Origin of the sequence: Maricaulis virginensis (assembly GCF_027922185.1) — a bacterium.
Lineage (GTDB): Bacteria > Pseudomonadota > Alphaproteobacteria > Caulobacterales > Maricaulaceae > Maricaulis > Maricaulis virginensis.
Genome location: NZ_BSFE01000001.1, coordinates 346,963 through 370,140 on the forward strand (window position 1 = coordinate 346,963; position 23,178 = coordinate 370,140).

Genomic DNA, 23,178 nt, shown 5'->3' on the forward strand with positions numbered 1-23,178 from the left:
GGTCCCCCGGACAAGCCGGGGGATGACGTATTGGGGAAAGGGCGTTCCTCCCGGTGGCGGTTCGCCCAGGCCTGTCGAGCCATTCCGATAGGCCCCGGGGGACGCGCCCAGCGCCAATCCCGCTTCCGTTTGCAGTCCATAACTAATTTTTTAGTTGAACGCGTCGCCGGCCGGGATAGGTTGGCTTTATCAACTAAGGAATTCGTAGATGGCTCGTCCCGCCTCTCCCCAGCTTACCGATGCCGAGCAGCGCATCATGGCGGTCCTGTGGGATCGCGATGAGGCAAGCGTGCGCGAGATCACCGATGTGCTCGCACCGGATCACGGCCTGGCCTACACCACGGTCCTGACGACGGTGCGCATCATGGCCGACAAGGGCTATGTCGGTTTCCGCAAGGACGGACGCGCCCACATCTATCATGCGCTGTTGTCGCGTGAAGGCGCCCAGGCCTCGGCACTGGGATCGCTGGTGAAATCCCTGTTCGGCGGATCTGCACAGAGCCTGGCCCAGCACCTGGTAAAGGACGACCAGCTGACGCTGGAAGACATCGAGGCGCTGCGTGCCGAAGTGCTGCGCAAGAGCGGCGGGGAGGGCGAGCCATGATCGCGGCCCTGATCCAGTCTGCCGGTTTCGCGCTGACAGCGGCGGCGGTGCTGGCGGCCGGCATTGCCGTTTTCGACCGGTTCGCGCCGCAGGCCTGGCTGCGCGAGCGCCACGATCTGGCGCTCGCCGCCATCCTGACCGTCCCCCTGGTCTTTCTTGTCGCGGTCCTGCCGCGGCCGGCGCCGCAGCAGCAAGCCCTGCCGGTCTATATCGAAACGCCGGTTGCGGTGGATATCGCGGACACGCCTGCCAAGACGCAGGAGCGCCTGCCCGAACTGCCCGATATCGAGACGGCCGGCCTGATGGACGGCCTGCCGGTCTCGCCGGACCTGATTGCCGGCATCGGACTGGCAATCTGGGCGGCTGTCACCCTGGTGATGCTGCTGCGCCTCGGCGCCGATCTGGTTGCGCTGCAGCGTCTGAAAGCGCGGGCGCGCTGCACCGTGCCGCCGGCTGAACTGGCGATGTCGTTCGCCCTGCCGGTGGCCGAAAGTGACGCGGTAAGCTGCCCCATGGTGGCCGGCTTCACCGCGCCGCTGATCCTGGTGCCGCGCGGCTTTGTCTTGGACGCCTCGGCCCGGCCCGTGATCGAGCACGAGATTGCCCATGTGCGCCGCGGCGATACCTGGGCCGCGCTGGGCGTGCGGGCCGTGATGGCCGTGTTCTGGTGGGCGCTGCCACTGCGCTGGGTCCTGCCGGTGCTGGACCGCTCCCGCGAAGCCCTGTGCGACCGCCAGGCGGCCCGGATCACCGGTCAGCCCCGCGCCCTGGCCATGGCCCTGCTCGATAGCGCGGCAGCGGCCGTGAAAACGCCCTCCCTGGCTCTTGCGGCCGCGCCGACCCGCAGTGGTCTGGCCCGCCGTATCGGCCATCTCACAGCGCCCGGTGCGCTCGATCGAAAGGACAGTGTCATGCGTTTTGCCCTCATCCTCCCCGTGCTGGCTGCCGGAAGCCTCATCCTGACGCCGAGCGTCGGTGCCACCCTGGACGCGCCGGCCGCCGCGCCGCGCTCGCTGGACGAGGCGCTGGATCGCGATGCGCGCCTCTTTCATGCCGCGCGCCGCGGCCGCACCGGCGAGGTCTCGGCCCTGCTGGCTGATGGCGCCAATCCCGATGTGCGTTTTTCCGGCGACGGCACGGCGCTGACAGCCGCCGTGCGCAATGGCGAGCAAGAGGCTGCCCGCATCCTGCTGGCGGCCGGTGCCGATCCGGACCTGGGCGTGCGCGGTGACGGCAATCCGCTGATCGCAGCGGCTGCTCGCGGCGATCGTGAGATGGTGGAATTGCTGCTGTCCTATGGCGCCGATGTGGACGAGGCCTATTCCGGTGACGGCAATGCCCTGATCGCCGCAGCACTGCGCGGCCGTGTCGATGTCGTCGATCTGCTGCTGGAAGCCGGTGCCGACCCCGATGCCTATGTCCGCGGCGACGAGACACCGCTGATCAATGCCGCCCAGGGCGGTCATGTCGATGTCGCCGAACGCCTGGCCGAGGCCGGCGCCGACCTGTCGCTGACCGTGCTCGCCAATATCCGCAGCGACGGCCGCGAGGAATACCGCTCGCCACTGAGCGAAGCGCGTCGCAACGGTCATCGCGACATGGTGCGCTGGCTTGAGGCGCACGGCGCCACGCATCAGGCCCCGACGGGCCGCTAGCCTCAGCTGCCATACCCGCCGCCAGCCATTCAGGGCGCGGCGGCGGGATCACACTTTCCGGAGACACCGATGACGAAATCCTCTTTCGCCAGCCTGGCGAAACCCTTTGTGCTGGGCGCCTGTCTGGCCGTTGCTGCCACCACCACAATCGTCCTGGCAGCCCAGGCCCGGAGCCCCGATCAGCGCGCCGCCGGCTTTGCCGATCATCTGCGGCCGCGCATCCAGCAGGCCGGAGCGCCGCAAAGCTGGACGCTCGAAGAGCGCATGGCGCACTACGCGGTGCCCGGTGTTGCTGTCGCGGTGATCGATGATGGTGCGGTGGTCTATGAAGCCGGTTTCGGCGTGCTGCAGGCAGGCGGCGACACGCCGGTCGATGCGCACACCGTGTTTTCCGCCGGCTCGGTCAGCAAGGTCGTCACGGCGACGCTGATCCTGCGGCTGGCGGATACCGGCTATCTCGATCTGGACGCTGATGTGCTGGACACGGTCTCGTCCTGGCAGCTGCCGGCCGAACGCGATGCCTTCGCCGGTGAGCCGGTCAATCTGCGGGCCATTCTCTCGCACACGTCCGGCTTCAACATTCACGGTTTTGCCGACTTCCAGCCGGGCGAGGCCCTGCCGGATGTGATCGCAACGCTGAACGGTGCGGCCCCGGCCAGCGGCGAGCCGCTGGCGCGCGATTTCCGCACGGGGACCGGCTACCGGTATTCCGGCGGCGGCTACACGCTGGCGCAATTGCTGGTCAGCGATGTGATGGGCGCACCCTTCGAGACCGTGGCGCGGGATCAGCTGTTCGCGCCGCTGGGGCTGACGCGCAGCACCTACACCAATCCGCTGCCGCCCGAGCACGGCAATATCGCGCGCGCCCACAATGGCGGCGGTGAACCGGTCGCCCTGCCGCGCGGCTATGAGGCCATGCCGGAAATGGCGGCGTCGGGTCTGTGGACCAGCGCCCATGATCTCGGTGCGCTGGTGGCCGGGCTGATCGACAGCTATCGCGGCGAGGCGGGGCCGCTGTCGCAGTCTGCCGCCCTCGCCATGATGACCCGTATCGCGCCCGGCGAGCACGGGCTGGGACCGCGCGTGACCGGCAGTGGCGACAGCTTTGTCTTCCACCATGGCGGCACGAACAACTCCTATCGCGCCTGGATCGAGGGCCATCCGGCCACGGGCGACGGCCTGGTCATCCTGACCAATGGCGCCCGGGGGCGGTCCCTGATCGACGAGATCCGCAATGCGGTTGCCGACACGATGGACTGGCCGGTCAATGCGCCGGTTATCGCACCGGAGCTGAGGCTCGATCCGGCCGTGCTGGCGGATTTTTCCGGCACCTATGCCGTCGATGCCGGCTTCCCGGTCGATCTGCGTGAGCAGATGAGCGGCGGGTTTTTCGAACTGCCGCTGGCGGTGCGCGTCCAGGACGGCCAGCTGGAAATCGGCCGGGCCGGCGGCGATCGCTACAGCCCGCTCACCCCGCTCTCGCCGACGCGCTTTGTTCTGGCCGACATGGCCGACACGATGGGCATCTGGGAGATCGAATTCCATCGCAATGCCCTGGGCGAGGCGACCGGCCTGACCCTGCGGCTGGAAAACGCCCTGTCGCACTACCAGCGCCAGGACTGATCTTCCGGCGGCGCCCCTGCGCTGTAGACTGGCTGCAGATTCGGCCGGAGGGGCGCTGTCTTGAAGATACTCATTGCCGGGGCGTCCGGCTTTATCGGGTCCCATGTCGCGGCACATCTTCATGCCGCCGGACACGCCGTGGTGGCGGCCGCCCGTGGCGTGGAAACCGCCCGGCGGCGAGCGCCCTGGCTGGACTGGGTCGCCTGCGATTTCCGGCATGACCGTGTTGAAGACTGGGCGGCGCGCCTGGCGGGCGTCGATGCGGTGGTGAACTGTGTCGGCGTGCTGCAGGACGGACTCGGAGACGACAGCCGGGCCGTCCATGTTGCCGGCGCCGACGCCCTGTTCGCGGCATGCGAGCAGGCCGGTGTCCGGCGTGTGCTACACATCTCGGCGGTCGGGGTCGATGCGGCGGCCGGGTCCAGCTATGCGCGGGACAAGCTGGCGGGGGAGGCGGCGCTGAAGGTCCGCGATCTCGACTGGCTGATCCTGCGCCCCTCACTGGTGATCGCCCGCAATGTCTATGGCGGAACGGCCCTTCTGCGCGCGCTGTGCGGCATTCCCTGGATCACGCCGCTGGTCGGCGGTGAGCAGGTCTTCCGGCCGATCGGCATGGATGATCTGTGTGCCGCGGTCGCCGATCTTGTCCGGCCGGATGCGCCGTGCCGGCAGAGCTTCGATCTGGCGGGCCCGGAACGGGTCAGCCTGGCCGATGCGGCACGCGGCTATCGCCGCTGGCTCGGTTTTGGCGAGACCCGCATCTGGCCGGTACCGCGCTGGCTGGCAGCGCCGGCCTTCCGGGCCGGTGATCTTCTGGGATGGCTGGGCGTGCGCACGCCCCTGCGCAGCAATGCGCTCAAACAGCTCGACTTCGATGTTGAGGGCGATCCGGCGTCCTGGATCGCGGCCACCGGTGCCCGGCCGCGCGGCTTTCACGACTGGCTCGCAGCCCATCCCGCCGGTGTGCAGGATCGCTGGCAGGCGCGGTTGGGCTTTGCGCGGCCGCTGGCGCGCTGGGTGCTGGGCCTGTTCTGGCTGGTGACCGGGCTTCTGACGCTGACCGTCGCCCGGTCCGGCGCGATGGATGTGCTGGCGGGAGCGGGGCTGACTGGCACGGCAGGCGCACTTGTTTTCTGGCTCACCTCTCTGTTCGACATCGCGGTGGGGCTCGCCATGCTCGCCAAATGGCGTGTGCGCAGTGTTGCGACGCTGATGATTGCGGGGAGTGCAGGCTATGTCGCCGGGATCAGCTGGCTGGCGCCGGACCTGTGGACCGATCCGCTGGGCCCGGTGATCAAGGTATTTCCCGCGATGGCGCTGGCGCTGCTGGTGGCGGCGACGGAGGATGAACGCTGATGGACCTCTATGTGATCGCCCGGCTCGTCCACATCCTCTCGGCCTGCGTGCTGTTCGGATCGGGTGCGGCGATTGCCTTCTTCATGCTGATGGCCTGGCGATCCGGCGGGCGGGCCGGCTTTGCGCTCGTGGCGCGCCACGTAGTGCTGGCCGACTGGCTGTTCACGGCGAGTGCGGTCGTCATCCAGCCCCTGTCCGGCATCGCCCTGGCGCATCTGGCCGGATGGCCGCTGACGGCGCCCTGGCTGCTGGCCAGCTACGGGCTCTACGGCTTTATCGGGGCCTGCTGGCTGCCGGTGGTCTGGATACAGTATCGCGTGCGCGACCGGCTCGTGGCGGAAGAGGGCGAGGCCGCCCCGCCGGAGGTTCACCGGCTGATGCGGATCTGGTTCGTACTCGGCTGGCCGGCCTTTGCCGCGCTCATCGGGATTTTCGTCCTGATGATCACGAAGCCGGGCTTCTGACGTCTATTCAGCCGTGATCGCGCCGCAGGCGATGCGCGTGCCGGCACCGCCGATCGGCTGGGAGTGGTGGTCGTCCGGACCGGCATGGATGACGATGGCGGAGCCGTCGCTGTCGAGCAGGGACACCCGGCCCGGTGCATCCGTGACCGTGATGCCGGTGGCGTAGAGCTCGGCGTGGATATTGCCCGCGGCATCGGCCCAGATATTCGGCAGATCGGCGGGGGCGGGACCCATCGGGTTGAGCAGGCCGTGTGCCACGCTGTCAGGATTGATGTGGCTGCCCGATGCGGTGAAGCCGCGGCCGGAACAGTCAGCCGTCTCGTGCAGGTGCACGGCATGCCACTGGCCGCGCGCCTGGACCGGCAGGTCGTTGACGCGCAGCCGGATCAGCACTCCTTGCGGCCCTTCGGTAAACACGGCCAGTCCCGACAGGGCTTCGCCATTGTGCCCGCTGATCGGCACGCGGACCGTCGCCGGTGCATTTTCAGATGACGCATCCGGTGTCTGCGCCATGGCGGCGGGCGCCAGGGCGGTGAGGGCAAATGCCAGGAGGGTACGGGCAAGCATGGCGGGCTCCGGGAGGCTTCACCCTCTAGTTAGGCGACCGGAGCGTACACTTCCACCCCGCCGGTCGTTCCGCGGGCACTCGGACCGGTCGCGCCGGCAATGGCGAAAATGCGATTGTCGATGGCGACACCGCCCAGCCCGTGGCGCGGTGTGCGCATGGGCGGACCGGCCTGCCAGGCATCGGCGGCCGGGTCGTAGATCCACATCTGCGGATAGACACCGCCGCCATCATCGCCGAACCACTCGCCGCCAAAGGCGTGGATCCGGCCATGGGCAACCGCCGCCGCGAGCCCGCCCTGGCCCTGCGGCAGCGGGGCGAGCGTGTGCCAGGTGTCGGTCTGCGGGTCATAGGCCTCGTGACGGGTTTCATTGCCCGCGCCGACGCGGCGGCCGCCGATCACGTGGAAGCGGCCGTCCAGGGCGACGCCGGCCGCCGAGTTGCGCGGGTTCGGATTGGGTGCGGCCCGGCGCCAGCGATCCTCTGCGGCGTCGTAGACGAAATGGGCGCCGCTGTCGGTGTGGTCGGGCCAGTTGGCATTGGCTTCGCCCGCGGGCTGACGGCCGGTGGCGACATGAATGCCCGAAGGCAGCGAGACGGCGCAGGTCTCGGCAAAGGGCTCGGGCAGGGGCGCGACCTCCTGCCAGGTGTCGGCATCGGGATCGTAGCGGGTGTTGGTGGAGAGCATGTGCCAGGCACCGCCCTGGGCCGCACGAAAGCCGCCGATCGCGAAGACGGCATCGTCATGACCGGCCAGATTGGGGTGGTGGCGCGGTTCGGGCAGGGCGGCGATCTCGGTCCAGCTCCCGCCCGGGTGCGGGCCCGGTGACCAGCAGAAGACACGGTCGAGAATGCCCATGCCGCCCTGCGTTACCTCGGCATCGGGCGACAGCCCGCCGGCCAGATAGATGCGACCGTGCAGCACGGCCGGGTAGATTTCCTGGGTGCGCACCGGCAGCGACGCGGCCGGTATCCATGACGACGTCCCGGCAGATGTCCGGGCAAGGGCCGGCGGGACGAGCCCTGCGGCCAGGCTGGCGGAGACAAATCCGCGTCGTGTCAGCGTGTTCATGCGTCTCTCCCGAATGGCGGGAGAAGTGAACCGGATACGACGCGGATTGGCCAGTCCCGTGCGGACTATTCGGCGGGGCAGTTGCCGCCGGTGATGCGGGCGATCTCGGCCGGATCGCCATCGGTTTGTGCCGGTTCCAGGTCGAGGGCACAGGCGATGATGCCGTACACATTGACGTTCTCGAACGCCGTCGGACGGGTGCCCTGCGGGAAGACCGGGCCGGCGCCGATGAAGGTCGCGCCCATGCTTTCGGCGCGATTGTCATAGCCGTGCATGCCGTGCAGCGAGGCGTGGTAGGGATTGCTCAGATCGGTGCTCGACGTGGTGATCAGCCAGTCGGGCTGGGCCAGGATGAAGAGGTCGGGGCCGCGATCCGGGTGGTCGAAATGCCAGTGATCCGGATAGTCCTGGCGGCGATAGGCCATGATGCGCGGATCGGCGCCCTGCAGCGCCTGGTAGACACGGTTCACGTCTTCCTCGCTGCCATAGCCCATCAGGAAGGGCTCGAGCCCCATGCCGTAGGAGCCCATGCCCTCCTCGAACAGGATGCCGTCGAGATCGGCCAGTTCGTCGATGCGGATGACGCGCTCGGTCGAGACGGCCGACATGCCGTGGTCGGACACGATGATGATATTGGTCCGGTCCAGCAGGCCGCGTTCTTCGAGACCGTCGACGATCTCGCCGACCAGGCGGTCGACTTCGGCGACGGCCTGGCCTTCTTCCGGCGTGAACGGGCCGGCGCGGTGGGTGACCGTGTCGACATGGTCGAAATAGACGGCGGCAAAACGCGGCTGCTCGCCGGCCGGGGCGTCGAACCAGGCGAGAACCTCGTCGACGCGCTCGTCATAGGGCTTGTTGTGCTCATACGGATGCCAGACGCTGGCCATGTCGCCATCGACCGGGCTTTCCGAACCCAGCCAGAACATGATGTGGCTGCGCAGGCCCTGGCGTTCCGCCGTGATCCAGACCGGCTCGCCCTGCCACCAGAAGGGGTCCTGCGGGCTGCCTTCGGCATTGTTGAAATGGCGCTCGGCGGCCGCGTCCCAGGGCGAGTTGGAAATCATGCCGTGATGCTCGGGGTACAGGCCCGTGGCGATCGAGTAGAAATTCACGAAGGTCTTCGACGGCATGACGGGAATCATGCGCTCCGGCCGCGTGCCGCGTTCGGCGAGCGCCTGCAGGTTCGGCGCGTCCCAGCGGTCGATCGCGTCATAGCGCAGGCCGTCCAGGCCGATCATCAGCACGATCGGATCGTCCTGCGGTGCCTGCGACGGAACGTGGCTGCAGGCGGCCAGCAGGGCCGTGGCGGCGAGGGTGGCAAAGGCGGCAAGACGCATATCGGGTTCCCCAACACGAGATGAAGCTGGCACGGGTGTAAGCGGGGATTGTCACAAACGGAAGACAGCGCCTGTCAATTGCGCCGCGGCCAACCGACGCTGGTGTTTGCGCCAGCCCCCCCCGATTGTTAAGACTTGGCGACAGGCCTGCCGCCTGATTCACGCGCTTTTCCGGCTTCGGCCATCAGCGGCGTGACGGCGGCGTTTTTCGTGGATGCCGGCCGGGGCGGCCGGGGCCCGCGAAACCAGCACATGAGGACCGCCTTGAGCGATCACGACGACGAGCTTCCGCCGGTTGGCGACAATGCCGGCCTTCCCGAGGGTATCGGCAATATCTCGATCGAGGAGGAGATGCGCTCCTCCTATCTCGACTATGCGATGAGCGTCATCGTCAGCCGCGCGATCCCGGACGCGCGCGACGGTCTCAAGCCCGTGCACCGGCGCATCCTCTACACGATGCACGAGAACGGCCAGACGCACGAAAAATCCTACCGCAAGTGCGCCACCGCCGTCGGTGACGTGATGGGCCGCTATCACCCGCACGGCGACCAGGCGGTCTATGACGCCCTTGTGCGCCTGGCCCAGCACTGGTCGATGCGCGTGCCGCTGATCGACGGCCAGGGCAATTTCGGCTCGATCGACGGCGATCCGCCCGCAGCCTATCGTTACACCGAGGCGCGGATGGAGAAGGTGGCCCAGTCACTGCTGGCCGATATCGACAAGGACACGGTCAATTTCGTCGACAATTATTCGGCCGAGCGCCGGGAACCGGTTGTCCTGCCGGCCCGCTTCCCGAACCTTCTGGTCAACGGCGCCGGCGGTATCGCCGTCGGCATGGCGACCAATATCCCGCCGCACAATCTGGGCGAGGTGATCGACGGCACGCTGGCGCTGATGGACAATCCAGCGATGACCGACACCGAGCTCCTGGAATACATTCCGGGGCCCGACTTTCCGACCGGCGGTCTGATCCTGGGCCGCACCGGCGCGCGCAACGCGCTGGCGACGGGGCGCGGTTCGATCATGATGCGCTCGCGCACCTCGATCGAGGAAGTGCGCAATGGCCGCCTGGCGATCATCGTCCATGAAATCCCCTACCAGGTGAACAAGGCCTCGATGATCGAGAAGATCGCGGAACTCGTCCGCGACAAGAAGATCGAGGGGATCGGCGATCTGCGCGACGAAAGCGACCGGACGGGTCTGCGCGTGGTGATCGAGCTGAAGCGCGACGCCAATGCCGATGTGATCCTGAACCAGCTCTATCGCTGGTCGCCGATGCAGACGAGCTTCGGCGCCAACATGCTGTCGCTGGTCGGCGGCCGTCCGCAATTGCTGGGTGCGCTGGATATCCTCAAGGAATTCCTGCGCTTCCGCGAGGAAGTCGTGGCCCGCCGCTGCAAGTTCGAGCTGAACAAGGCGCGCGACCGGGCGCATGTCATCGTCGGCCTGGCGCTCGCCGTGGCGAATATCGACGAGGTGATCGCCCTGATCCGCCGCGCGCCGAACCCGGCTGCCGCCCGCGAGGAACTGATGTCGCGCGACTGGCCGGCTCTCGACGTGGCGCCGCTGGTCGAACTGGTGGCCGATCCGCGCTCCGTGCTGACCGATGGCAACACGCTGCGCCTGACCGACGAACAGGCCCGCGCCATCCTGGAACTGCGCCTGAACCGCCTGACCGGTCTGGGCCGCGAGGAACTGGGCAATGAGGCCAGGACGCTGGCCGAGCAAATTGCCGATCTCCTCGACATCCTGCGTTCGCGCGATCGCGTGCTCGACATCATCCGCGACGAGATGCGCGAGGTTCGCGAGAACTACGCCACGCCGCGCCGCTCCGAATTCATCGACGCCGAGCTGGACTTCGAGGACGAGGATCTGATCCCGCGCGAGGACATGGTCGTCACCGTCACGCATGGCGGCTACGTCAAGCGTACGGCCCTGTCCGACTACCGGGCCCAGCGCCGCGGCGGCAAGGGCCGTTCGGGCATGTCGATGAAGGATGAGGACTTCGTGTCCACGCTCTTCGTCGCCTCCACCCACGCGCCGCTGCTCTTTTTCTCCAATCGCGGCATGGTCTACAAGACCAAGACCTGGCGTCTGCCGATGGGCGCGCCGAACACGCGCGGCAAGGCGCTGGTCAACATGCTGCCGCTGGAGCAGGGCGAGACGATCACCTCGATCATGGCGCTGCCCGAGGACGAGAGCGTCTGGGCGGAAATGGACGTCATGTTCGCCACCAACAAGGGCACCGTCCGCCGCAACAAGCTGTCCGATTTCGTCCAGGTCAATCGCAATGGCAAGATCGCGATGAAGCTGGAAGGCGAGGACGACCGCATCGTCAATGTCGTGCTGTGCACCGAGGACGACGATGTCTTCCTGACGACCGAGAAGGGGCGCGCGATCCGCTTCCCGGCCACCGATGTGCGGGTCTTTGCCGGCCGGAATTCTGTCGGCGTGCGGGGTATCCGCCTCGCCGAGGGCGACACGCTGATTTCCATGGCGATCCTGCGCCATGTCGACGTGACCTCGCCGGAAGCCCGCGCCTACATGAAACACGCCACCGCCATGCGCCGCGCGCTGGGCGATGACGAGGAGGCCGATGCACCGGTGCTCGAGGCCGACGAGGACGGCAGCGATGACGAGGCGGCCCTGACGACCGAGCGCCTCGCCGAGCTGGGGGCTGCCGAGGAGTTCGTGCTGACCGTCGGCTCCGACGGCATGGGCAAGCGTTCCTCCGCCTATGATTTCCGGGTCATGGGCCGCGGCAACCAGGGCGTCGCCGCCACCGATGTGAAGCGCGAAATCCCGCTCGCTGCCAGCTTCCCCGTCGAGGATGCCGACCAGATCATGGCGGTCACCGACGGCGGTCAGCTGATCCGCTTCCCGGTCGATACCGTGCGTATCGCCAGCCGCTCGTCGCGCGGTGTGCGCCTCATCCGTCTCAATGACGGCGAGAATGTCGTCGCCGTGGTCCGCATCCCCGATGCCGGGGATGATGCCGTGGACGAGGATGGCGAGGCGCCGGAGACAGGCGAAGGCCCGGCCGGCGAGGCCCCCGACGCCGCTCCGGACGACACGCCCGGCGCCGCGGATGACAGCGAGGCCTGATCCCGAAACGCTTTGAAGGCGCTCGCAATCCCGCTACAAGCAGCGGCGGCAGCCGGCCAGGAGACCGACATGACCCGAACCGCCCTCTATCCCGGGACGTTCGACCCGATCACCAACGGCCATCTCGATATCATCGGCCGGGCCGTGAAACTGGTCGACAAGCTGGTGATCGGCGTTGCCATCAACGAGGCCAAGAAGCCCTTGTTCTCGCTGGAGGAACGCGTCGAGATGGTGCGTGCCGAGGTCGAGAAGTTCGAGGCCGGTGCCGCCATCGAGGTCCGGCCCTTCGACGGCCTCCTGATGCATTTTGCCGAGGAGATCGGCGCGGAGTCGATCATTCGCGGTCTTCGCGCCGTGTCGGATTTCGAGTACGAATTCCAGATGGTGGCGATGAACCAGCGCCTCAATGACGAGATCGAGACCGTCTTCCTGATGGCCGACCCGCGTCACCAGGCGATTGCCTCGCGCCTGGTCAAGGAAATCGCTTCCCTGGGCGGACGCATCTCCGATTTCGTGCCGCCCGCCGTGGAAGCCCGCCTCAAGGAGCGACTTGCGTGATCATGCGACTGACACTTTCCGCCACTTTCGCCCTGGCCCTGACGGCCGCTGCCTGCGGCCGCGAAGCGGCAACCGAAGCCGATGCCGAGGTCGCGGCCTCTGCCGCCAGCACGGCGGCCGTCGCCACCCAGGCAGAGCCCGCGGCTGCGGAACCGGCCTATGATTTCCCCGCCGAGGCCTGGCGCACGGTCGATCAGGACCGCCTGCTCTACATCGATACCGATCACGGCATGGTGGTGGTCGAGCTGGCGCCGGAATTTGCGCCGAACCACGTCGCACGCCTGCGCGAGCTGGTCGGCGAGCGCTTCTACGACTTCCTGGTCTGGCACCGGGTGATCGACGGTTTCATGGCGCAGGGTGGTGGCGCACGCGCCAATCCGGGCCACGCTGCCGACAAGCCGCCGATGGAAGCCGAATTCACCATCCGCCGCGCCGGCGAGCCGGCTGTCAGCGAGCTGCAGGACCGCGTCGTCAATCCGGGCCAGATCCCGCAGATGGCGAAGGCCGGTTTCTGGAACGGCTTCCATGCCGGCACCCAGACCGCCGCGCTGGCCGGTATCACCGGAGACGGCATGGTCCAGTCCTGGCTGCTGCATTGCCGCGGCGCTGCCGCCATGGCGCGCACCAGCGATCCGAACTCGGCCCGCAGCCAGTTCTACATCACCACCGGCAGCCCCGATCACCTCAATGCGACCTACACGGTCTGGGGCCGGGTGCGCCATGGCATGGATGCCGTCGACCGGATCGCGGTCGGCTCGGCGATGGAAGACCCGGATTTCCGTCCGGACGTGATCCGCTCCATGCGTATCGGCAGCGAGCTGCCGGCCGAAGACCAGATCGAGATTGAAGTCGTCGACACGGACAGCGAGGCCTTTGCGGGCTATCTCGACACGCTGCGCAATGCCCAGGGCAATCTGCCCGACATCTGCGAAATCACCGTGCCGTCCCGAATTGCGGAGTAGAAAGACACATGGCTGAAGAACAACTCGTATTCACGCTCGAAGGTGGCGATGTCGTCATCAAGCTGCGTCCGGACCTGGCGCCCAAACACGTCGAACAGATCACCAAGCTGGCCAGGGACGGCTTCTACGACGGGCTGACCTTCCACCGTGTCATCGACGGTTTCGTTGCCCAGGGCGGTTGCCCGAACGGCAATGGCATGGGCGGTTCCGGCACCAATATCCCGGCCGAATTCTCCGCCGAGCCGCATCAGCGCGGCACGATGTCGATGGCCCGCGCGGCCGATCCGGATTCGGCCTCCAGCCAGTTCTTCATCTGCCTGGACGACGTGCCCTATCTGGACAACCAGTACACGGTCTGGGGCGAAGTCGTGTCCGGCATGGAACATGTCGACGCGCTGCCCAAGGGCGAGCCGCCGGCCAAGCCGGGCAAGATCGTCAAGGCGAGCGTCGTCGAGGCGTAAGCCCGGCGTACCGCTGCAGAGACAGGAGAAGGGCTGCCCTCATGGGGCGGCCCTTTTCATTTGGGCGTTTTCTGCAACTCGAATGCTGCACAAAACCAATTTGGATCAGCGGGTTAACCCAGGTTTTTCATATTGGGTTCATCTCGCCCCCTTAAGTCTGCCGGCCTGCAGGCGAGGAGGGCAGGAGATGGCGACGTTCAAGGGTGTTATCGGATCGATCAGTGCCGGTCATACGGTGACGCAGATGCCGCTGATCAAGCGGCACGCGATCGAGATCGGTGACCGGACCGTCTCCGGCCTCATCCTGCCCGCGGCGGTGGATGCCGCCCTCGAGATCGCACCCGGCGGTACCGAGGTCGAATTGCGCACCGGCTGGCTCGCCTGGAGCCGGCTCGTCATGTCGGCCCGGGTCGGTGAGCGCACCGTCCGCATGGGGCCGATGAGCCTGTTCGGCACGACTTTCTTCGTTCTGCCGCTGTTCTGGATCGTGCTTTTTCTGGCCGTGACCATGGGCGCTTTCTTCTTCGGCCTGGCCGAGGAAAGCTGGTCCGACGCATTCTTTATCGGCGCGGTCGCGCTGTTCGGCGGGCTGGGCGTGCTGCGCCTGCTGGGCAATCTGATCGCCTGGATGCGCTAGCGCAGCTGCAATGTCGCCACGACCGGGCGGTGGTCGGAGCCGGTCTGCGGGCCGGTTTCCACCGAGACGGTCTGCCAGGCCTCGCCGGCGAAGATGTGGTCAATCCCCAGCACGGGCTCCGGGACCAGCCGGCCGGAGGGAAAGCTCGGCAGGGCGAGCGTGCGCCGGTCGAGGCCGAGATCGCGCTCCAGCCGTGACAGCGCATAGGACGGGGCCGCCGCGTTGAAATCCCCCATCACGATCATCCGCTCTGCCGGCAGCGCGCCCAGGAAACGCGCCAGGCCGCCGCGCTGGCAGTCCTGTGTCGCGCCGGGAAAGGGCCAGGTCAGGTGGACCGATGCGACCAGGGTGTCCGAACCGTCTGGCAGGCGGATACGGGCCCAGCTGGCGGGCGGCACTTCCCGGTCGCAGGGAATGGCGCTCCGGAACACCGCCGGATCCGGCGGGAGCACGCAGCCGCTCTCCAGGATTTCCAGCCGGCTGAGTATCCGGGTCGAGCGGCAGCGGGCCACGAAAGGATAGGCCTGTTCCAGCCGGTCCCGGGCAGGCTGCGCATTCGCCCCAGCCTCCTGCAGTGTCAGAATATCGGCATCGAGTGCCAGCAGTGTACCGGCGGTGGCGTCCGGCGCGGTGTTCCTGACCCACATATTCTGCGTCGCCACGCGCAGGGTGAGGGCGGTGTCCGAGGGCGCGGCCCGCTCTGCCGTCAGCCGGCGCACCGGCTCTCCCAGTCCGGGCAGCCAGATCAGCAGGGCGATAATGGCCATCGGCCCGGGGGCCGTGCGGTGGCGTATCAGGACAATCGCGGCCAGCGCGATCAGGGCGAGCACCGCCCAGAGAGGCCAGAGCTGGCGGAAGGCGTCGAAGCCGCGCCAGACCGGTGCCAGCCACAATGCAGCAGCGACCCCGGCGAGGCCGGCAAGCGGAAGAAACACGAGACTGGAAAGACGCAAGGCAGGATCGTCCGGGTGCGATGGGTGTGCGGCCACTACACAGCAGAGATTGCGCAGCTGCAAGCTGCCGGATAGACCCCAGCGCCATGCGCGTATCCGATTTCGACTTCGAGCTCCCCGAGGAGCGTATTGCCCTGCGTCCCGCGCGTCCGCGCGATGCGGCGCGGCTGCTGCACATCGCCGGCAATGGCGTGTTCGCCGATCGCGGCGTGTCCGACCTGCCCGAACTCCTGCGCGAGGGCGATCTGATGGTGTTCAACGACACCCGCGTCATTCCCGCCGCGCTGACCGGTGTGCGTCCGGCGCGCAGTGCCGGTGGCGGCGGGCCGGTCGATGTCGAGGTCAATCTGCACAAGCGTCTCGATGCCAGCGGCTGGCGCGCGTTTGTGCGCCCGGCCAAGCGCCTGCGCGTCGGCGATGTGATCGCCTTCTCGCAGGACCTGTCGGCCGAGGTGACCGGCAAGTCCGAGGGCGGCGATACGCGGCTGGTCTTCAACCGCACCGGTGCGGCGCTGGACGAGGCGATTGCCGCGACCGGCGTGCCGCCCCTGCCGCCCTATATCGCCCGCAAGCGCGAGGTCGACGCGCAGGATGTCGAGGATTACCAGACCCTGTTCGCCAAGCAGGACGGGTCGGTTGCGGCGCCGACGGCCGGCCTGCACTTCACCGAACGCCTGCTGACGGCGCTGGCCGATCGCGGCGTGCAGCGCACGCATGTGACGCTGCATGTCGGGGCGGGCACGTTCCTGCCGGTCAAGGCCGACGATCTCGCCGATCACCGCATGCATGCCGAATGGTGCACCGTGTCTGCCGCGGCAGCCGATGCGATCAACACCGCCAAGGCCGAGGGCCGCCGGGTGATCCCCGTCGGCACGACGGCGCTGCGCACGATCGAGAGCCTGGCCTCCCGGCCCGGCGTGATCGAGGCGGGCAGCCGCGACACCGACATCTTCATCACGCCGGGCTATGACTTCCGCATCACCGATGCGCTGATGACGAATTTCCATCTGCCGCGCTCGACCCTGTTCATGCTGGTCAGTGCGCTGGCGGGACTGGACGTGATGAAGCGGGCCTATGCGCACGCCATCCGCTCGGGCTACCGTTTCTATTCCTACGGCGATGCCAGCCTGATCGAGCGGAGCGCATGACCGGTTTCCCCTTCGACATCCACGCCACCGACGGGGCGGCGCGCACCGGCGTGCTGAAAACCCCGCGCGGCGAGATCCGCACGCCGGCCTTCATGCCCGTGGGCACGGCCGGCACGGTGAAGGCGCTCTACATGGACCAGGTGCGCGATACCGGGGCCGATATCATCCTGGGCAATACCTATCACCTGATGCTGCGCCCGGGCGCGGAGCGCGTGAAACGGCTGGGCGGACTGCACAAATTCTCCACCTGGCAGGGCCCGATCCTGACCGACAGCGGCGGTTTCCAGGTCTGGTCCCTGTCCAAGCTGCGCAAGATGACCGAGGACGGAGTGACCTTCCGCTCCCATATCGACGGCTCGGAGCACAAGCTCTCGCCGGAACGCTCGATCGAGATCCAGGCCGACCTCCTGGGCGCCGACATCTCGATGCAGCTGGACGAGTGTACTGCCTTTGGCTGTTCGAAGGCCGAGGCGAAAGCCTCGATGGATCTGTCCGTGCGCTGGGGCGAACGGTCGAAGACGGCGTTCGGCGCGCGCGAGGCCCAGAACCTGTTCGGCATCGTGCAGGGTTCGGTGTTCGAGGATCTGCGCCGGGAAAGCGCCGAGCGCCTGATCGGGACCGGCTATGACGGTTATGCGATCGGCGGGCTGGCCGTGGGCGAGGGCTTCGAGACGATGTGCGAGGTGCTCGACTTCACCACGCCGCACCTGCCTCACGAACGCCCGCGCTATCTGATGGGTGTGGGCAAGCCGATCGATCTGGTGGAATCCGTGGCGCGCGGTGTCGACATGTTCGACTGCGTCCTGCCGACGCGGTCCGGGCGTCACGGCCAGGCCTGGTCGGATTATGGCCCGATCAATATCAAGCGCGCCGAATTCATCGAGGACGAGCGTCCGCTCAACCCGGCGATCGACTGCCCGGCCAGCCGGGATTATTCCCGCGCCTATCTCAACCACCTGTTCCGCTCGGGCGAATACCTCTCGGCCATGCTCCTGTCCTGGCACAATATCGCCTATTTCGAGGACCTGACGGCGCGGATGCGGGCGGCGATTGCCGCGGGCACGTTCGACGCCTTCCGCCGCGACTTCCGTGCGAAATGGGAAGAGGGCCGCGCCGCCATCGAGAGCGGCGACAACTTCCCCGGCTGAACTGCAGATACAGAAGCGGCGCTTCCGGGAGGCGGAAGCGCCGCTCAGGGGCTTCAGGTGCGGGGAGGGACCTGAAGCAGGGCCTTCAGATGTCCGGCCTACCGGCTGGGATCAGCCGGGCCGTCATCGAGCTCCATATCGTTTTCATTGTCGCCATAGTCGTCATCCGACAGCGGATACTCGGTTGCCGCATCCTCGTTGAAGTCCGGCATGGCCTCGAATTCCGCACGGGTGTGCTCGATCACGGCGACTGGGCGGTCACCCTCGGGCGCAAAGCTCACCTCGTCGGCGTCGATCAGCACCTCGCGGCCACCGATGTCCAGCGTCCCGCCGCTCTCGACGACGATGGCTTCGACATCGCCTTCCGTGCCGAGACGGACACGCTCGATCTCGCCGAGCTCGCCGCCATCCTCGGATTCAACCCGCAGGTCGATCCAGTGGTGGTCATCGGTATAGGGCGCGCGGTCGAGGTCCGAATTGTCCCAGGCCTCTGCGGTCTCGCGCAGCAGGTCATTGTCCTGGATCGTCTCGTTCGGCGCCGGGGCGTGAGCCTGGCCTTCTACGGTCATCTGCTCGTCCACCACGGGCTTTTCGTCCTGGTGAAGATCGTCCTGGGCCAGGGCCGCAGCGCCGGCCAGCGCGGTCGTTGCGCAGGCAAACGCCGAAGCAGCGGTTGCAGTCGTCAGGGTAGTAAGGCGTTTCATGTCTGCCTCCTGTCTTGCTCCATCTGCCGGCTTCAGCCGGGGACAGCTCTGTGCCTGCCATCCGGACCCGAAACGGACAGCCGCCACGAAAAGTTGCGAAGTTTACAGGAATGTAATGCGGTAAGGCTCAGTCTTCGGTGGCCGGTTCGACCAGGCCATAGGCCTCGAACGCACGCCGCATCTGCTGTGCCGGACAGCCGAAACCGTCATACAAACCACGCAGATAGGCGCGGCGGCGCTGGGCCATCTCGCGGCGCTCGCGCGCTTCGTCCTCGATCCGGCCGGCGCCGCCGATGAAACGGATCACCGGGCGTACCGGGTTCAGGCCTACAATCGTTGAGTGATACAGGCTGCGCGCGCCGTCGGCGGCCGCATCGGGGGCCTGGGCGGCCAGTCCTGTGCCCCGGTCGAACCAGCTTCGCTCCTCCCGGGCCTCTTCCTCCGCCTGGCGTTCCTCTTCCTCGATATCGGGACCCAGCACCACGGTCAGCCGCGCGACATCGCGCGCCACGGTGGAACAGCGCCGGCGCGAGCCTTCGCCGCCATAGGGGGTCGGCACGGTGTCGTCGCCCTCGTCGACCATGATCGGGCCCGGCCGCTCGCGCGGCAGGCCGACCGCGTCTTCCAGCGCGTCGGTGGTTTCGACCCGGGCCATGCTGGCGGTTTCGCCGGCATTCTGGCGGGTGGACGAGCATGCTCCGGCGGACAGCGCCACCGCGAAGCAAACCATGGCTGGAATCAGGACCCTGTTCGTCATGCCGGCGAGTTTACCGGCGATTGCGGAAAAATCTTGGCCGAAATGCTGATATCCGCCGTCAAAGCCGCATTGACCCTCCGGAATCGCCCGTATAGGTTCCGCGCTCCTCGTGAGGGGAGCCGATAGCTCAGCTGGTAGAGCAACTGACTTTTAATCAGTAGGTCCAGGGTTCGAATCCCTGTCGGCTCACCAATTCATCTCCAGCATCATCGTTGCGTATCCGGGGTTCCGCAGCCGTTTTCCGGCGCGGATCACGCCTTCCGCTTGACCTTGCCGCCGCCGCAGCCAAACCTTCCCGCGTAAACGGGAGGGGCCGATGAAGAGATGTGTGTGCCTGGCAGCCGCTGCAGCGCTGCTCACACTGGCGGGGTGTAACGGGGCCGAGGAGACGCAGGTCCGCATCGAACCGGCGCCGGAGACCCAGCGCACGCTGGCCCAGGGCGAGATTGTCGGCTTTCATTCCGGCGAGGCGGCCTCGGCCTGGCTGGCCATACCCTATGCCGCACCGCCTGAAGGCGATCTGCGCTGGCGGGCACCGCGGCCGGCGCTGGCCTTTGACGACGGCCGGCTCGAGGCCATCGAACACGGTCCGGTCTGCCCCCAGGTGACCAATGAACTTTCCGCCCGGGCGGCCGGTGTCGAGGCCGGCGTGCTGATCGGCGAGGAAGACTGTCTCACACTCGATATTTACGCCCCGCGCGAGGCCGCGCCCGAGGCCGGGCTTCCGGTCATGGTGTGGATCCATGGCGGGGCGAATGTCTGGGGTTCGTCCTCGGCCTATGACGGATCGCAGCTGGCGGCCGAGCGCGATGTCGTGGTGGTCGCCGTGCAATACCGTCTCGGTCCGCTCGGCTTCCTGTCGCATCCGGCCTTGCGCGAAAGTGCCGGACACCCGCTGGACGAGGCGGCGAACTTCGCGCTGCTCGATCTCGTCGCCGCGCTGGACTGGGTGGACGCCAATATCACCGCTTTCGGCGGCGATGCCGACCGGATCACGATCTTCGGGGAAAGCGCCGGCGCCTTCAATATTGCCGCCCTGATGGCGTCCGAACCGGCGCGCGGCCGGTTCGATGCGGCCATCATGCAGAGCGGCGGCACGGGCACGAACAGCCGCGAGGTGGCCGAAAACGGCGGCGGAAACGATCTTCATCCCGCCCTGGAAGCCGTGGCTGCCTTTGCGGGGCCCGATGCGGACGGGGCGGCGATGCGGGCGGTGCCGCTGGAGGATGTCTACGCGGTCTATCGCGACGAAAGCGGTGCCTTCACCTCCCTGCCGCGCATGATCGAGGACGGGGTGAGCCTGCCCGAGGACGGCATACTGGGCGCGGCGGCACGGCCGGGCGGTTTCGCGCCCGTGCCGCTGATCACCGGCGCCAATCGGGACGAGATGAAGCTTTACACCGCCTTCGATCCGCAGTTGACGCGGCGCCTGGGACCGCTGGTCTGGCCGCGCGACGTGGCGCGTTACCAGGCCGCGGTCGAATATCCCAGCCGCAGCTGGCGCGTCGGGGCGGTCGATGACCTGCTCGACCGTCTGCGGTCCGCCGGCCATGAGGATTTGTGGGCCTACCGGTTCGACTGGGACGAGGGCGGCAAGGTTCTGCTGACCGATACCGGCATTCTGCTCGGGGCCTCGCACGCCATGGAGATCCCGTTCGTCTTCAACCATTTCGAGCTGTTCGGCCCGTTCGATCGCGTCCTGTTCAATGACCGCAATGCGCAAGGCCGCGCGGCGCTCGCCGATGCAATGGGCGGTTACTGGGGGCAGTTTGCCCATACGGGCGAGCCCGGCACGGGCGGTGGCGCCGGTCCGGAGTGGCCGCGCTGGGGCGAGACGGCCCGGCTGATGCGGTTCGACACGCCGGCGGACGGCGGTCCGGAAGTCATGACCGGGCGGGACACACCGGCCGCAATCGCCGCCGATCTTGCGGCCGACACCCGTCTGCAGCCGTCCGGGCGTTGCGCGGTGGCGGCCGGGATCATGCGCCGACAGCCCGCCATCGCGCAGGCTTTCGAGAACGGCATGGATTGTTGAGGCGGGCCAAGCCGCTTGAAGGAAGTTCTGGCCAGGGCATGGCGCTGGGGGCGCCGCGCGCTATTCTGGTGCCGTCCATCCCTTCAACGCGTCTTTGATTCGGCGGCCCGACCATGAACGAGCTTCTCCTGCAGGCGGTGATCTATCTCGGCGCCGGCGTGATTGCGGTGCCGATCGCACACCGCCTCGGGCTGGGATCGGTGCTGGGCTATCTGCTGGCCGGCGTAGCCATCGCCCCGCTGCTCGACTGGATGGGGTCGGACCCGGAGAACGTCCAGACCTTCGCCGAGTTCGGCGTGGTGATGATGCTCTTCCTGATCGGCCTGGAACTCCAGCCACGCCTGTTGTGGGACATGCGCATGCGCCTGTTCGGGCTGGGCGGGCTGCAGGTGGCGGTGACGGCGCTGGTGGTCGCGGTGGCGTGCCTGGGCTTCGGGCTGGACTGGCGGCTGGCGCTGGCACTCGGCCTGATCATGGCGCTGTCCTCGACCGCCATCGTCCTGCAGACGCTGGGCGAAAAGGGCTGGCTGCGCACCGAGGGCGGGCAATCGGCCTTCTCGGTCCTCCTGTTCCAGGACATCGCCGTCATCCCGATGCTGGCCCTTCTGCCCTTCCTGGCGATAGCGGGGGTAGACGCCGGTGCGGCGCATGGCGGCGGTGCCCATGGCGGCCCGGCGCCGTTCGCAGCCTGGCCGGCCTGGGCCCAGGGGCTGATGACGCTGGCCGTCGTCGCCGGCGTGATCCTGGGCGGCCGCTATCTCACACGACCCGCCTTCCGCATCATCGCGCGCACCGGCCTGCACGAACTTTTCTTTACCGCGGCGCTGGTCCTGATTGTCGGCATCGCCGTGCTGATGAGCATGGTCGGCCTGTCGCCGGCGCTGGGGACATTCCTCGCCGGTGTGCTGCTGGCTGAAAGCGAATACCGCCACGAGCTGGTCTCGGATCTGGAACCCTTCAAGGGCCTGTTGCTCGGCGTCTTCTTCATCACGGTCGGTGCAGGCATGGAGTTTGCCCTCCTGGGCGAGGAATTCGGCCTCATCATCGGCCTCACGCTCAGCCTGATCCTGGTGAAGGGCGCGATCCTGCTGGCGCTGGCGACCCTGTTCCGGATGAAGGGGCGGGCCCGCTGGCTGTTCACCTTCGCCCTCGCCCAGAGCGGCGAGTTCGGCTTCGTGCTGCTCGCCTTCTCGACCAGCCTGCACGTCATCCCCGACGAGATCGCCGCCGTCGCCTCGCTGGTGGTGGCCCTGTCGATGATGGCGACGCCGCTTTTGATGATCGCCTTCGAGCGCTTTGTCTCGCCGCGGGTCGGCCGGAAGGCGGGGCATGAGCGCGACGAGGACACGATCGAGGAGGAGGGGCCCGTCATCATCGCCGGCATGGGGCGGTTCGGCCAGATCGTGCATCGCCTCCTGGTGATGGACGGCTACAAGCCGATCGTTCTGGACAATTCGGCCGAGCATATCGACGGGCTGCGCAAGTTCGGCATCCAGGTCTATTACGGCAACGCCCTGCGGCCGGGGCTGCTGGAAGCCGCGGGCATCGCCCGCGCCAAGCTGCTGGTCGTGTGCACCGATAATCGCGAGCGGGCCGTCGAACTCGTCCAGCATGTGAAGCAGCGCTACCCGCATGTGCACGTCATCGCCCGCGCCGCCAGCCGCGAACATGTCTACCAGCTGCGTGCGGCCGGCGCGGACAGTGCGGTGCGCGAGATGTTCGGCTCCTCCCTCGAGGCGGCGACCCAGTCGCTCGAAGTGCTCGGCGAGACGCGTGAACGTGCCGAGAAGAAGGCGAAGGCCTTTGCCCATCATGACGAGGAAAGCCTGCGGCAATTGTTCGAGGTCTGGGATTCCGAGATCGATGTCTTCGACAATGAGGCCTATATCGAGCGGGCGCGGTCGCGCGTCGTGTCGCTGGCCGAGCTGATGGCCGAGGATGTCGGCGAACCCGATCCGGAAGACGAGCGCGACCCGCTGTCCTGAGCGGCACCGGCGACCGAAACACGGTTTCGTCCGGCATCCTTAATGGTTA

Annotated in this window: 20 protein-coding genes and 1 tRNA gene; 15 read left to right on the forward strand and 6 right to left on the reverse strand. The window is 67.5% G+C overall.

Going from position 1 to position 23,178, the window contains the following annotated elements:
• Positions 1–208 precede the first annotated feature (208 nt).
• From PKE71_RS01680 to PKE71_RS01700, 5 genes are all read left to right on the forward strand, one after another.
• Entirely contained in the window at positions 209–604 is a 396-nt protein-coding gene (locus tag PKE71_RS01680; RefSeq protein ID WP_271185221.1) for a BlaI/MecI/CopY family transcriptional regulator, read from the forward strand.
• On the forward strand, positions 601–2,259 hold the full coding sequence (locus PKE71_RS01685; RefSeq protein ID WP_271185222.1) for an ankyrin repeat domain-containing protein: 1,659 nt from the start codon (positions 601–603) through the stop codon (positions 2,257–2,259). Before PKE71_RS01680 ends, PKE71_RS01685 begins: the two co-directional genes overlap by 4 nt.
• A gap of 69 nt (positions 2,260–2,328) precedes the next feature.
• Positions 2,329–3,882, forward strand: coding sequence for a serine hydrolase domain-containing protein (locus PKE71_RS01690; RefSeq protein ID WP_271185223.1), 1,554 nt, complete (start codon positions 2,329–2,331; stop codon positions 3,880–3,882).
• 60 nt (positions 3,883–3,942) lie between these two features.
• Positions 3,943–5,238 carry an SDR family oxidoreductase gene (locus PKE71_RS01695; protein WP_271185224.1) on the forward strand — a complete coding sequence of 432 codons (1,296 nt, stop codon included), beginning with the start codon at positions 3,943–3,945 and terminating at the stop codon, positions 5,236–5,238.
• Entirely contained in the window at positions 5,238–5,702 is a 465-nt protein-coding gene (locus PKE71_RS01700) for a DUF2269 family protein (RefSeq protein ID WP_271185225.1), read from the forward strand. The genes PKE71_RS01695 and PKE71_RS01700 overlap by 1 nt, the downstream gene beginning before the upstream one ends.
• Positions 5,703–5,705: 3 nt before the next feature.
• Here PKE71_RS01700 and PKE71_RS01705 read toward each other — a convergent pair whose 3' ends face one another.
• The 3 genes from PKE71_RS01705 to PKE71_RS01715 all read right to left on the reverse strand — a co-directional run bounded on the left by PKE71_RS01705 (position 5,706) and on the right by PKE71_RS01715 (position 8,676).
• A complete protein-coding gene (locus tag PKE71_RS01705; RefSeq protein WP_271185226.1) occupies positions 5,706–6,269 on the reverse strand; it encodes a superoxide dismutase family protein in 564 nt (187 codons plus the stop codon).
• 29 nt (positions 6,270–6,298) lie between these two features.
• Entirely contained in the window at positions 6,299–7,339 is a 1,041-nt protein-coding gene (locus PKE71_RS01710; protein ID WP_271185227.1) for a Kelch repeat-containing protein, read from the reverse strand.
• 65 nt (positions 7,340–7,404) lie between these two features.
• Entirely contained in the window at positions 7,405–8,676 is a 1,272-nt protein-coding gene (locus PKE71_RS01715; RefSeq protein WP_271185228.1) for a nucleotide pyrophosphatase/phosphodiesterase family protein, read from the reverse strand.
• A 252-nt stretch (positions 8,677–8,928) separates the two neighbouring features.
• Between PKE71_RS01715 and gyrA the strand changes: the two genes are divergently transcribed.
• From gyrA to PKE71_RS01740, 5 genes are all read left to right on the forward strand, one after another.
• Complete coding sequence (gene gyrA, locus PKE71_RS01720; protein WP_373878780.1) at positions 8,929–11,781, forward strand: DNA gyrase subunit A; 2,853 nt, start codon at positions 8,929–8,931, stop codon at positions 11,779–11,781.
• A 69-nt stretch (positions 11,782–11,850) separates the two neighbouring features.
• Complete coding sequence (coaD, locus tag PKE71_RS01725; RefSeq protein WP_271185230.1) at positions 11,851–12,339, forward strand: pantetheine-phosphate adenylyltransferase; 489 nt, start codon at positions 11,851–11,853, stop codon at positions 12,337–12,339.
• Between the two features lie 2 nt (positions 12,340–12,341).
• The gene (locus PKE71_RS01730; protein ID WP_271185231.1) at positions 12,342–13,301 is read left to right on the forward strand and encodes a peptidylprolyl isomerase; all 960 of its coding nucleotides are present in this window, start codon (positions 12,342–12,344) and stop codon (positions 13,299–13,301) included.
• Positions 13,302–13,309: 8 nt separating this feature from the next.
• Positions 13,310–13,762: a peptidylprolyl isomerase gene (locus PKE71_RS01735; protein WP_271185232.1), complete on the forward strand. Its 453-nt coding sequence runs from the start codon at positions 13,310–13,312 to the stop codon at positions 13,760–13,762.
• 187 nt (positions 13,763–13,949) lie between these two features.
• The gene (locus tag PKE71_RS01740) at positions 13,950–14,399 is read left to right on the forward strand and encodes a hypothetical protein (RefSeq protein WP_271185233.1); all 450 of its coding nucleotides are present in this window, start codon (positions 13,950–13,952) and stop codon (positions 14,397–14,399) included.
• Here PKE71_RS01740 and PKE71_RS01745 read toward each other — a convergent pair.
• Entirely contained in the window at positions 14,396–15,352 is a 957-nt protein-coding gene (locus PKE71_RS01745; protein ID WP_271185234.1) for an endonuclease/exonuclease/phosphatase family protein, read from the reverse strand. The two genes, PKE71_RS01740 and PKE71_RS01745, sit on opposite strands and share 4 nt — an antisense overlap.
• Before the next feature lie 86 nt (positions 15,353–15,438).
• On the opposite strand from PKE71_RS01745, the gene queA reads away from it, so the two are divergent.
• Together queA and tgt are read left to right on the forward strand one after the other, a co-directional pair.
• Positions 15,439–16,500 carry a tRNA preQ1(34) S-adenosylmethionine ribosyltransferase-isomerase QueA gene (gene queA / locus PKE71_RS01750; RefSeq protein WP_271185235.1) on the forward strand — a complete coding sequence of 354 codons (1,062 nt, stop codon included), beginning with the start codon at positions 15,439–15,441 and terminating at the stop codon, positions 16,498–16,500.
• The gene (gene tgt / locus PKE71_RS01755; protein WP_271185236.1) at positions 16,497–17,648 is read left to right on the forward strand and encodes a tRNA guanosine(34) transglycosylase Tgt; all 1,152 of its coding nucleotides are present in this window, start codon (positions 16,497–16,499) and stop codon (positions 17,646–17,648) included. The genes queA and tgt overlap by 4 nt, the downstream gene beginning before the upstream one ends.
• Before the next feature lie 98 nt (positions 17,649–17,746).
• Here tgt and PKE71_RS01760 read toward each other — a convergent pair whose 3' ends face one another.
• Together PKE71_RS01760 and PKE71_RS01765 are read right to left on the reverse strand one after the other, a co-directional pair.
• Positions 17,747–18,352: a PRC-barrel domain-containing protein gene (locus tag PKE71_RS01760; RefSeq protein WP_271185237.1), complete on the reverse strand. Its 606-nt coding sequence runs from the start codon at positions 18,350–18,352 to the stop codon at positions 17,747–17,749.
• Positions 18,353–18,479: 127 nt separating this feature from the next.
• Positions 18,480–19,082, reverse strand: a complete 603-nt coding sequence (locus PKE71_RS01765) for a hypothetical protein (protein ID WP_271185238.1) — start codon at positions 19,080–19,082, stop codon at positions 18,480–18,482.
• 143 nt (positions 19,083–19,225) lie between these two features.
• Here PKE71_RS01765 and PKE71_RS01770 point away from each other — a divergent pair.
• The 3 genes from PKE71_RS01770 (at position 19,226) to PKE71_RS01780 (ending at position 23,129) form a co-directional block, all read left to right on the forward strand.
• Positions 19,226–19,301, forward strand: a tRNA-Lys gene (locus PKE71_RS01770).
• A gap of 124 nt (positions 19,302–19,425) precedes the next feature.
• Complete coding sequence (locus PKE71_RS01775) at positions 19,426–21,144, forward strand: carboxylesterase/lipase family protein (protein ID WP_271185239.1); 1,719 nt, start codon at positions 19,426–19,428, stop codon at positions 21,142–21,144.
• 113 nt (positions 21,145–21,257) lie between these two features.
• Complete coding sequence (locus PKE71_RS01780) at positions 21,258–23,129, forward strand: monovalent cation:proton antiporter-2 (CPA2) family protein (RefSeq protein ID WP_271185240.1); 1,872 nt, start codon at positions 21,258–21,260, stop codon at positions 23,127–23,129.
• The last annotated feature ends 49 nt before the right edge of the window (positions 23,130–23,178 follow it).

Coding starts and splice junctions, on each gene's coding strand:
- PKE71_RS01680 (WP_271185221.1), top strand. CDS start 209: ATGGCTCGTCCCGCCTCTCCCCAGCTTACCGATGCCGAGCAGCGCATC.
- PKE71_RS01685 (WP_271185222.1), top strand. CDS start 601: ATGATCGCGGCCCTGATCCAGTCTGCCGGTTTCGCGCTGACAGCGGCG.
- PKE71_RS01690 (WP_271185223.1), top strand. CDS start 2,329: ATGACGAAATCCTCTTTCGCCAGCCTGGCGAAACCCTTTGTGCTGGGC.
- PKE71_RS01700 (WP_271185225.1), top strand. CDS start 5,238: ATGGACCTCTATGTGATCGCCCGGCTCGTCCACATCCTCTCGGCCTGC.
- PKE71_RS01705 (WP_271185226.1), bottom strand. CDS start 6,269: ATGCTTGCCCGTACCCTCCTGGCATTTGCCCTCACCGCCCTGGCGCCC.
- PKE71_RS01710 (WP_271185227.1), bottom strand. CDS start 7,339: ATGAACACGCTGACACGACGCGGATTTGTCTCCGCCAGCCTGGCCGCA.
- PKE71_RS01715 (WP_271185228.1), bottom strand. CDS start 8,676: ATGCGTCTTGCCGCCTTTGCCACCCTCGCCGCCACGGCCCTGCTGGCC.
- gyrA (WP_373878780.1), top strand. CDS start 8,929: ATGAGGACCGCCTTGAGCGATCACGACGACGAGCTTCCGCCGGTTGGC.
- coaD (WP_271185230.1), top strand. CDS start 11,851: ATGACCCGAACCGCCCTCTATCCCGGGACGTTCGACCCGATCACCAAC.
- PKE71_RS01730 (WP_271185231.1), top strand. CDS start 12,342: ATGCGACTGACACTTTCCGCCACTTTCGCCCTGGCCCTGACGGCCGCT.
- PKE71_RS01735 (WP_271185232.1), top strand. CDS start 13,310: ATGGCTGAAGAACAACTCGTATTCACGCTCGAAGGTGGCGATGTCGTC.
- PKE71_RS01740 (WP_271185233.1), top strand. CDS start 13,950: ATGGCGACGTTCAAGGGTGTTATCGGATCGATCAGTGCCGGTCATACG.
- queA (WP_271185235.1), top strand. CDS start 15,439: ATGCGCGTATCCGATTTCGACTTCGAGCTCCCCGAGGAGCGTATTGCC.
- tgt (WP_271185236.1), top strand. CDS start 16,497: ATGACCGGTTTCCCCTTCGACATCCACGCCACCGACGGGGCGGCGCGC.
- PKE71_RS01760 (WP_271185237.1), bottom strand. CDS start 18,352: ATGAAACGCCTTACTACCCTGACGACTGCAACCGCTGCTTCGGCGTTT.
- PKE71_RS01765 (WP_271185238.1), bottom strand. CDS start 19,082: ATGGTTTGCTTCGCGGTGGCGCTGTCCGCCGGAGCATGCTCGTCCACC.
- PKE71_RS01775 (WP_271185239.1), top strand. CDS start 19,426: ATGAAGAGATGTGTGTGCCTGGCAGCCGCTGCAGCGCTGCTCACACTG.
- PKE71_RS01780 (WP_271185240.1), top strand. CDS start 21,258: ATGAACGAGCTTCTCCTGCAGGCGGTGATCTATCTCGGCGCCGGCGTG.